Origin of the sequence: Haloactinopolyspora sp., assembly GCF_027324685.1 — a bacterium.
Lineage (GTDB): Bacteria > Actinomycetota > Actinomycetes > Jiangellales > Jiangellaceae > Haloactinopolyspora.
In genome coordinates, this window is the sequence record NZ_DAHVSH010000204.1 from 1 (window position 1) to 8,668 (window position 8,668).

Consider the following 8,668-nt stretch of genomic DNA (forward strand, 5'->3'; position numbering starts at 1 on the left):
CTGTGGTCTCTGCGGGGTGTCGGGCTGGACGAGAGTCGGCTGCCGATGATCCTCGGCTGCGATGCCGCAGGTGTGGACGAGGACGGCAACGACGTCGTCATCCACTCGGTGATCTCCGACCCGGACTGGCGCGACGACGAAACGCTCGACCCGAAACGCTCGCTGCTGTCGGAGAAGCACCCCGGCACACTGGCCCAGCGAGTCGCCGTACCTCGGCGCAATCTCGTGCCCAAGCCGTCGTCCATCAGCTTCGAACAGGCCGCCTGTCTGCCCACCGCGTGGCTGACCGCCTACCGGATGCTGTTCACCCAGGCCCAGGTGGTGCCCGGGCAGACGGTCCTGGTGCAAGGCGCGGGCGGCGGGGTGGCGACTGCACTGATCGCGCTCGCCGCCGCCGGCGGCGCGCGAGTCTGGGTGACTTCACGCGACCCGGCCAAGGCCGAACGGACACTGGAGCTGGGGGCTGACCGGGTGTTCAGCAGCGGTGAGCGGCTACCGGAGCGAGTCGACGCCAGCATGGAGACCGTGGGTGCGGCGACCTGGAAACACACGCTGCGCTCGCTGCGCCCGGGCGGGACCGTCGTGGTGGCCGGGGCGACGTCCGGCTATACGGCCGACACCGAGCTCAACCGGATCTTCTTCCTCCAGTTGAGGGTGCTCGGCTCCACGATGGGCACGCGCGACGAGCTCACGCGGTTGCTGGCCTTCCTCGACCGCTCCGGCATCCGCCCGGTGATCGACCGCGTGTTGCCCCTGGCCGAGGTGGTAGAGGGGTTCGTGGCCATGGACCAGGGCGAGATCTTCGGCAAGATCGTGGTCACGCCGTGACGGCGGGCGAGCAGGACCGGGTCGGCACGGTCAGCCGGTTGTCCGTCGGCCCGGTCAAGGGTCTGGGGCTGCACCACCCGCACAGCGTGGACGTGACGGCGACCGGGTTGGCCGGTGACCGTCGGTTCTTCCTGGCCGACGAGCGTGACACCCTGCTGTCGATCACCAGGACGGGTGCGCTCGCACCGTTCACCGCGATCGCCGAACTCGACGCGCCCCGCGAGCGACTCACCATCAGCGGCCCCGGCGGGAGCGAATTCACCGACGCCGTGGAGCTGGGCGCCGCCGTCAAGGTGAACTTCTTCGGGCACCATGACGTCAGCGGGCGGGTCGTGCAGGGCCGGTGGGCGGAGTTCTTCAGCGACCACGTCGGGCAAGCGGTCCGGCTGGTCCGGGCCGACGTCGCCAACGGCGCCTGCGATCTGCACCCGCTCACCCTGCTGGGCGACGCCTCGGTGCAGGCGCTGGCCGAGCACGCGGACACGAGCATCGACTCCCGCCGGTTCCGGATGAGCATCGAGTTCAGCGGCTTCGCCCCGTTCGCCGAAGACGAGTGGTCCGGTCGCCTGCTGGCCGCCGGTGACGCGGAACTGCGCGTCGGCGGCCCGGTGAAGCGATGCGCGGCCACCGCACGTGAGCCGGAGTCCGGGCAGCGTGACCTGCCGATGCTGCGCATGCTCAAGGCGATGCGCGGCCTGCAGCCCAGCGAACTCGGGACCGGGGTGAACTTCGGCGTCTACGCCCACGTCGTCCGGCCGGGCCGGGTGTCCGTCGGGGATCAGATCCGGCTCGTCACTGACGACGGTGCTTGACCGGCTCGCGGGGAGTCTCGACGCCGAGCCACGGATACCAGCCGCCGGCCAGCACGACGTAGGCGAGCATGCCGTACCCCGCCTGGTTCGGATGGACGCCGTCGTCGGAGCGGGCGCGCTGCCAGGCAGCCTTGCGCGCCAGCGGAGCAGCGGTGGCGATGTAGGGGACGTCGCGGCGCTTGCAGACGTCGGCATACGCGGCGTCGAGGTCGGTGATACGTGCCTGCAGGTCGGCGTCGCCCACCGGTGGTGGGCCCACGACCAGCGCCGGCACACTGACCGAGCCCAGGCCGAAGTCCAACGCCGCCGCCGACAGTTCAGGCTGGACCGCGCGCTGCGCATCGGCGACCCCGACGGAGACGACCACCCGATGCTGTGAGCCGCGGGCGAAGCGCGGAGCGCTCTCCATCGGTATCCGGACCGCGACCTCCTCCGCCCCTTCACCCAGGACGCCGAGGTTGTACGCGGTCAGGCGCACGCCGGTGCTGACCGGCGTGCGCGCAGCGACCCGGCCGACCCACCCGAGAGCCTTCGGGTCACCCAGCCCCGCGACGAGCGAGTCACCGAACACGCAGACCCGCACGTCACGCGGCTCGGCCTCGGGCGCGGTGCTCACCTAGTCGACCTCTTCGTCGTCGTCGAAGCGCGCCAGCCAGGTGGCCAGTCGCTCGACGGCGGTTTCGAACTCGGGGTTGAGGTCGACGAAGTCGCGCAACCGCTCGGCCAGCCAGCCGAGGGTGACCTGCTCGTCTCCGCGGCGCTCGTCGAGTTCCTCGATTCCGCGATCGGTGAAGTACATGTCAGGCGAATGCGGCGTCGTGCAGCAACTTCTGTTGCTCGATGTGGACGGAGTGGTTGCCGACCGCCGGCGCCGTGCTCGCCGGCCGGGTGACACCGGTGAACGGCACGCCGTCGGGCAGGTGCGGCGAGAGCTGCAGGGCCATGAAGGGCCACGCGCCCATGTTCTCGGGCTCGTCCTGGACCCAGCGGATCTCGCGGAGGTTCGGGAACTCGGCCAGGCGCTGCTTGATGTCGTCGACGGGCAGCGGGTACAGCTGCTCGACCGGGATGATCGCGGTGCGCGTGTCGGAGCGTTCGGCACGCTGGGCGACCAGGTCCCACACGATCTTGCCGGAGCACAGCATGACGCGTTCGACGGCAGCCGGGTCGATGTTCTCCGGGTCGGGCAGCACCGGTCGGAAGGTGGTGTTGCCGATGAAGTCTTCCGGAGCGGAGACGGCTCGCTTGTTGCGCAGCATCGACTTCGGCGTGAACACGATCATCGGCCGGTGTTGGGCCGACAGCGCGTGCTGGCGCAGCAAGTGGAAGTACGACGCCGGCGCGGACGGCTGAGCCACCCGGAAGGCGTCCTCGGCTGCCATGGCCAAGAAGCGCTCCATGCGCGCCGACGAATGGTCGGGGCCTTGACCCTCGTAGCCGTGCGGCAGCAACAGGACGACGCCGGAGAGCTGGTTCCACTTGGACTCACCCGACGTGATGAACTCGTCGATGATGGTCTGCGCGCCGTTGGCGAAGTCGCCGAACTGGGCCTCCCAGAGCACCAACGCCTCGGGCCGGGCCACCGAATAGCCGTACTCGAAGCCCATGGCCGCGAACTCCGACAGCAGGGAGTCGTAGACGTAGAACTTCGCCTGGTTCTCGTCCAAGTGCTGCAACGGAATGTAGGACTCACCAGTGCGGCGGTCGACGATCGAGGCGAAGCGCTGCACGAAGGTGCCGCGCCGGCTGTCCTGGCCCGCGAGCCGGACCGGCCGGCCGTCCACGAGCAGCGCCCCGAACGCGGTGATCTCGGCCGTGGCCCAGTCGATGCCGCCGTCGGAGAGCACGGCCGCGCGCCGCTGCAGCTGTGGCAGCACCTTGGGGTGCACGGTGAACCCTTCGGGCACCGTGAGGTAGGCGTTGGCGACCTTCTTCAGCAGCTCGGGCGTGGTGGCCGTGACGGGCTCGCCCTGCGGTTCGGGCTTGTCCGGGTACTCGGGAACGCTGGTGAACTCGGTCGGCGCGGCCGCCCGGCTCTCGGCGAACACTCGCTCGAGTTGCTCCTGGTAGTCGCGGACGACCTGTTCGGCTTCCTCGATGGTGATGTCGCCCCGGCCGATCAACGCCTCGGTGTAGAGCTTGCGCACCGGCCGCTTGGCCTCGATGAGGTCATACATGAGCGGCTGGGTGTAGCTGGGGTCGTCGCCCTCGTTGTGGCCGCGGCGGCGGTAGCAGATCATGTCGATGACGACGTCCTTGTGGAACGCCTGGCGGAAGTCGAACGCCAACCGCGCCACTCGGGTGCACGCCTCGGGGTCGTCGCCGTTGACGTGGAAGATCGGCGCCTGAACCATCCGCGCGACGTCGGTGGAGTACATCGACGACCGGGACTGGTCCGGTGAGGTGGTGTAGCCGACCTGGTTGTTGACCACCACGTGCACGGTTCCGCCGGTGCGGTAGCCACGCAGCTGCGACAGGTTGAGGGTTTCGGCGACGACACCCTGGCCGGCGAACGCTGCGTCGCCGTGCACCAGGATCGGCAGCACCGGGAACTCCTCGCCGCGATCGAGGATGTCCTGCTTGGCGCGCGCGATGCCTTCGAGCACCGGGTTGACGGCCTCGAGGTGGCTGGGGTTCGCCGCCACCGACACCTTGATGGTGGAGCCGTCCAGCGCCGTGAACTCGCCGTCGGCGCCCAGGTGGTACTTGACGTCCCCGGACCCCTGGACGGTGCGTGGGTCGATGTTGCCCTGGAACTCGCCGAAGATCTGCGAGTAGCTCTTGCCGACGATGTTGGCCAGCACGTTCAGCCGCCCGCGGTGCGCCATGCCGATGGTGGCTTCCTCGAGCCTGGCCTCGGCGGCGGCCTCGACGATCTCGTCGAGAATCGGGATCAGCGACTCGCCGCCCTCGAGCGAGAACCGCTTCTGCCCGACGTACTTGGTCTGCAGGAACGTCTCGAACGCCTCGGCCTGGTTCAGCTTGAGCAGGATGCGCAGCTGCTCTTCACGCGGGGTGAGATCGACCGGCTTCTCGACGCGTTCCTGGATCCAGCGGCGTTGCTCAGGCTCCTGGATGTGCATGTACTCGATGCCCACGTTGCGGCAGTACGCGTTGCGCAGGACACCCAGGATGTCGCGCAACAGCATGAACCGCTTGTGCCCGCCGAACGAGCCGGTGGCGAACTCGCGGTCGAGGTCCCACAGCGTGAGGTTGTGCGTGGAGATGTCGAGGTCGGGATGCGTGCGCTGCTTGTACTCGAGCGGGTCGGTGTCGGCCATCAGGTGCCCGCGCACGCGGTAGGCGTGGATGAGCTCGAGGACCCGGGCCTGCTTGCTGACCTCGTCCTCGTGGCTGGCCGTGACATCGGTGGCCCACCGGATCGGCTCGTACGGGATACGCAGCGACCGGAAGATCTCGTCGTAGAAGCCGTCTTCACCGAGCAGCAGCCCGTGCACGATGCGCAGGAAGTCGCCACTCTGCGCGCCCTGGATGACGCGGTGGTCGTACGTGCTGGTCAGCGTCATCGTCTTGGACACGCCGAGGCGAGCCAGCGTCTCCGGAGCCGCGCCCTGGTACTCGGCCGGATACTCCATGGCGCCGACGCCGATGATGGTTCCCTGCCCCTTCATCAACCGCGGGACCGAGTGCACGGTGCCGATGGTGCCGGGGTTGGTCAGGGTCAGCGTGGTGCCTTGGAAGTCGGCGACGGTGAGCTTGCCGTCGCGGGCGCGGCGCACGACGTCTTCGTACGCCGACCAGAACTCGGCGAAGTTGAGGTTCTCGGCCTGCTTGATGCTGGGCACCAGAAGCTGACGGGTCCCGTCGGACTTCTTCATGTCGATGGCCAGGCCGAGGTTGACGTGAGCCGGCTTGACCAGGACCGGTTTGCCGTCGCGCTCGCCGTAGGCGTAGTTCATGTCGGGCATCGAGCCCAACGCCTTGACCAGCGCATAGCCGATGATGTGGGTGAACGACACCTTGCCGCCGCGGGAGCGGGCCAGGTGGTTGTTGATGACGATGCGGTTGTCGACCAGCAGCTTGGCCGGCACCGAGCGCACACTCGTCGCGGTGGGCACCTCGAGGCTGGTCTCCATGTTGGAGGCCGTGCGCGCCGGCGCGCCGCGCAGCGGCACCACCTCGGCTTCGTCCGAAGCGGTGTCGGCCGCGGCCGGCTTGGGCGGCGCCTGCTGGGCCGGCGTGGGCTTGCCCTGTGCGGGCGTGGGCTTGGGCGGCGCGGCCTTCGCCGGCGCCGGTTGGGCGGGTTGTCCGTTCGACTGGGCCGGCTGCGATGACGCCGGCTTGGCCTGCGTTGACGTCGCCTCGTTGGGTGTCACGCTCGTCCTTGCGGTCGTTGCTGGTGTGGCGTCATTCGTGCGCTCGCGTCGGGTGGGCGTGGGAGCGGGTGACCCGGCGGCGACGGTTTGGTCTCGCTCGGCGAAGAATTCCGCCCATTCGGGGTCGACGCTGGAGGGGTCTTTGAGCCAGCTCTCGTAAAATTCCTCGACGAGCCACTCGTTAGGTCCGAATCCCGATGGCGGGCCGGTGGGGGCCACTCGCGTTCGCCTTCTTCCGTTCGAATCTTCGCGGCTGCTCTGATACAGGTTAGCCGCAGGTGGGGATCGGGCGCATGGTGGTCATCGTGGCCTAGGTCACGATCGCCGGTATGACCAAGATCATGCGCTGCCCTGTCGTCAGGGACTACCCTGGCTCGGCCCTGAGATCGGCGCCGAAGCGTCGACCGCGGCACCGGCGCCGCACTAGGCTCGCAGCGTCTCGTCCCTGTTCGGGCCCGTCGCCCGGTGAGCTCTCGGGAGTCGACGATGATCGAGGCCTACCTCGCCGATCTGCGCCGCGAGCTGGGCGGGCCGTTGCTGCTGCGGGCCGGCATGCTCCGCGAGGTTCGCGACGGGCTGAACGACGCGGCCCAGGCGTACAGGGCTGCCGGCCTCAGCCCGCACGAGGCGGAGCGCGCGGCGGTCGATGAGTTCGGCCCGGCCGACTTGGTGGGCGGCGAGTTGCGTGCGGAGTTGGCGGCCTCGACCGGGCGTTATCTGGGCATCGTGGCCTTCATCGGGGGAACCGTCCTGTTCGCGCTGGCCCAACTCAGCTGGCAAGGCGCGGCGGCCGACCAGGGCTGGCCTGAGCCCACGCCCGCTTACGCGGCGCTGGCCGACATCGTGGACATCGGGGCCATCGTGTTCGTGCTCGTCAGCGGGTTGGGTGTGTTGGCGCTCGGCATCGGTTCCAGGTTCTTGCCTGAGCGCCGCGTCGTCCGGCTGCTGGCCTACGTCCTGCTGGGCGCGCTGGTGTTCCAGGTCGTGGCCGGCGGTGTGCTCAGCGCGTTCGCGCCTGTGCAGGTCGGTTCCGAAACCGTGCTGGACATGGTCATGCGCGCGGTGTACGCGCTGGTCATCGCGTGGTTCGCCGCGCTGGCCCGGCGTTGCTTGTGGCTGACATCGCCGCGCCGTGTCAGTTCCTAGCAGCTGCTCTCCTAGGCGCCGGTCCCGAGGATGCCGCCGACGACACCGCTGAACTCCGACCACGCTTGCCGCTGCGCCGCCAGCTGGCCTCGCCCGGCCCGGGTGAGTTCGTACGTGCGGCGCTTGCGCCCGCTGACGGTACTCCACGAACTGCGCAAGTAGCCCAGCCGCTCGAGGCGGCGCAGCGCGGGGTAGAGCGTCCCGGTAGGTAGTTCGATGGCCCCGCCGCTTTGCGCATGGAGCGCTTCGGAGATGCCGTAACCGTGCAGCGGGGCGTCTTTGACCACGGCGAGGATCAGGGCGTCGAGGTGACCGCGTAGCTCATCGGCCTTCATGTCGGCAGTCTACACATCTGATACGTTGTTTAGCTACATATTGTGAGGCGACATGTAGCCACAAGAGATATGGGGGCGCGGATGAGTGTGGTCGATCTGTCGCGGCTGCAGTTCGCGACGACGGCGATCGTGCATTTCCTCTTCGTCGCGCTGACGCTCGGGCTCACGCCGTTGATCGCGGTCATGCAGACGCGCTGGGCGATCACCGGCCGGGCGGTGCACGAGCGCATGACCCGGTTCTGGGGCCAGATCTACATCGTCAACTACGCCCTGGGCATCGTCGCCGGACTGGTGCTGGAGTTCCAGTTCGGCCTGCACTGGAGCGGGTTGATGACCTTCGCCGGGGACGTGTTCGGCGCGCCGCTGGCCGTCGAGACGCTCGTCGCGTTCTTCTTGGAATCGACGTTCCTCGGGATGTGGATCTTCGGCTGGCGCCGGCTCAACCGGTGGATCCACACGGCACTGTTCTGGCTGGTGGTCGCCACCGCGTACCTGTCGGCCTACTGGGTCATGGTGGCCAACGGCTTCCTGCAACAACCCGTCGGGCACGTGGTCGAGGACGGCGCCGCGCGCATCGGCGACTTCGCGGCCGTGCTGACCAACCAGCACACCGTCGGCGCGCTCTTGCACCTCGTCCCGGCCTGCCTGCTCACCGCGAGCGTTCTGATGGTCGGCGTGTGCTCATGGCACTTCCTGCGCCGGTCCCCGGAGCTGGACTTCTTCCGACGATCGTTGCGCCTGGCCGTGGGCACCGGCTTCATCGCGTCGGTTCTCGTCTTCACGTTCGGCTACGCCCAGTTCGCCTACCTGACCGACGCCAAGATGACGGCGATCGACGGCCCCGAGCGCCGCGCGGAACTGGCCACCGAGATGCAGGAGAGGTTCGGGCCGGGCGACTGGCTGCCGCCGGAATGGCTGTCGACACCCTGGCTGATCATGGACCTCAGCGGGTACCTGTTCGTGCTGATCTTCACCGGGTTGCTCTTCTTCCTGATCATGAATGCCTTCGACCGCATCCGCCCGGTCCGCCTGCGGCGCTTCTGGCAGCGCTTCTACGTATGGATCATCCCGTGGCCGTTCATCGTGGCGATCTGCGGCTGGCTGCTGCGCGAAGTCGGTCGCCAGCCGTGGATGGTGTACGGCGAACTCACCGTCGCCGACGCCGTGTCACCGCGAAGCGCCGGATCGGTACTGGCCAGCCTGCTGATCT

General features: G+C 68.6%; 8 protein-coding genes. 4 read left to right on the forward strand and 4 right to left on the reverse strand.

What is annotated here, in order from left to right:
- Together M6444_RS21855 and M6444_RS21860 are read left to right on the forward strand one after the other, a co-directional pair.
- Window positions 1-828 (forward strand): zinc-binding dehydrogenase (locus tag M6444_RS21855; protein WP_298332386.1); only part of this gene is annotated, 828 nt, incomplete at its 5' end.
- Entirely contained in the window at window positions 825-1,640 is an 816-nt protein-coding gene (locus M6444_RS21860) for an MOSC N-terminal beta barrel domain-containing protein (protein WP_298332389.1), read from the forward strand. The genes M6444_RS21855 and M6444_RS21860, both read left to right, overlap by 4 nt.
- On the opposite strand, the gene M6444_RS21865 is transcribed toward M6444_RS21860, so the two are convergent.
- From M6444_RS21865 to M6444_RS21875, 3 genes are read right to left on the reverse strand one after another with little or no spacing between them, the layout of a single operon-like run.
- A complete protein-coding gene (locus tag M6444_RS21865) occupies window positions 1,621-2,256 on the reverse strand; it encodes a GDSL-type esterase/lipase family protein (protein ID WP_298332391.1) in 636 nt (211 codons plus the stop codon). The genes M6444_RS21860 and M6444_RS21865 overlap by 20 nt on opposite strands.
- Complete coding sequence (locus M6444_RS21870) at window positions 2,257-2,439, reverse strand: DUF6104 family protein (RefSeq protein ID WP_298332394.1); 183 nt, start codon at window positions 2,437-2,439, stop codon at window positions 2,257-2,259.
- Between the two features lies 1 nt (window position 2,440).
- The gene (locus M6444_RS21875; protein ID WP_298332396.1) at window positions 2,441-6,196 is read right to left on the reverse strand and encodes a multifunctional oxoglutarate decarboxylase/oxoglutarate dehydrogenase thiamine pyrophosphate-binding subunit/dihydrolipoyllysine-residue succinyltransferase subunit; all 3,756 of its coding nucleotides are present in this window, start codon (window positions 6,194-6,196) and stop codon (window positions 2,441-2,443) included.
- Window positions 6,197-6,442: 246 nt separating this feature from the next.
- Between M6444_RS21875 and M6444_RS21880 the strand changes: the two genes are divergently transcribed.
- Window positions 6,443-7,123, forward strand: a complete 681-nt coding sequence (locus tag M6444_RS21880; RefSeq protein WP_298332399.1) for a permease prefix domain 1-containing protein — start codon at window positions 6,443-6,445, stop codon at window positions 7,121-7,123.
- A gap of 11 nt (window positions 7,124-7,134) precedes the next feature.
- On the opposite strand, the gene M6444_RS21885 is transcribed toward M6444_RS21880, so the two are convergent.
- On the reverse strand, window positions 7,135-7,458 hold the full coding sequence (locus M6444_RS21885; RefSeq protein WP_298332402.1) for a helix-turn-helix transcriptional regulator: 324 nt from the start codon (window positions 7,456-7,458) through the stop codon (window positions 7,135-7,137).
- An 81-nt stretch (window positions 7,459-7,539) separates the two neighbouring features.
- Between M6444_RS21885 and M6444_RS21890 the strand changes: the two genes are divergently transcribed.
- The coding region (locus tag M6444_RS21890) for a cytochrome ubiquinol oxidase subunit I (protein ID WP_298332405.1) at window positions 7,540-8,668 on the forward strand (1,129 nt) is incomplete at its 3' end.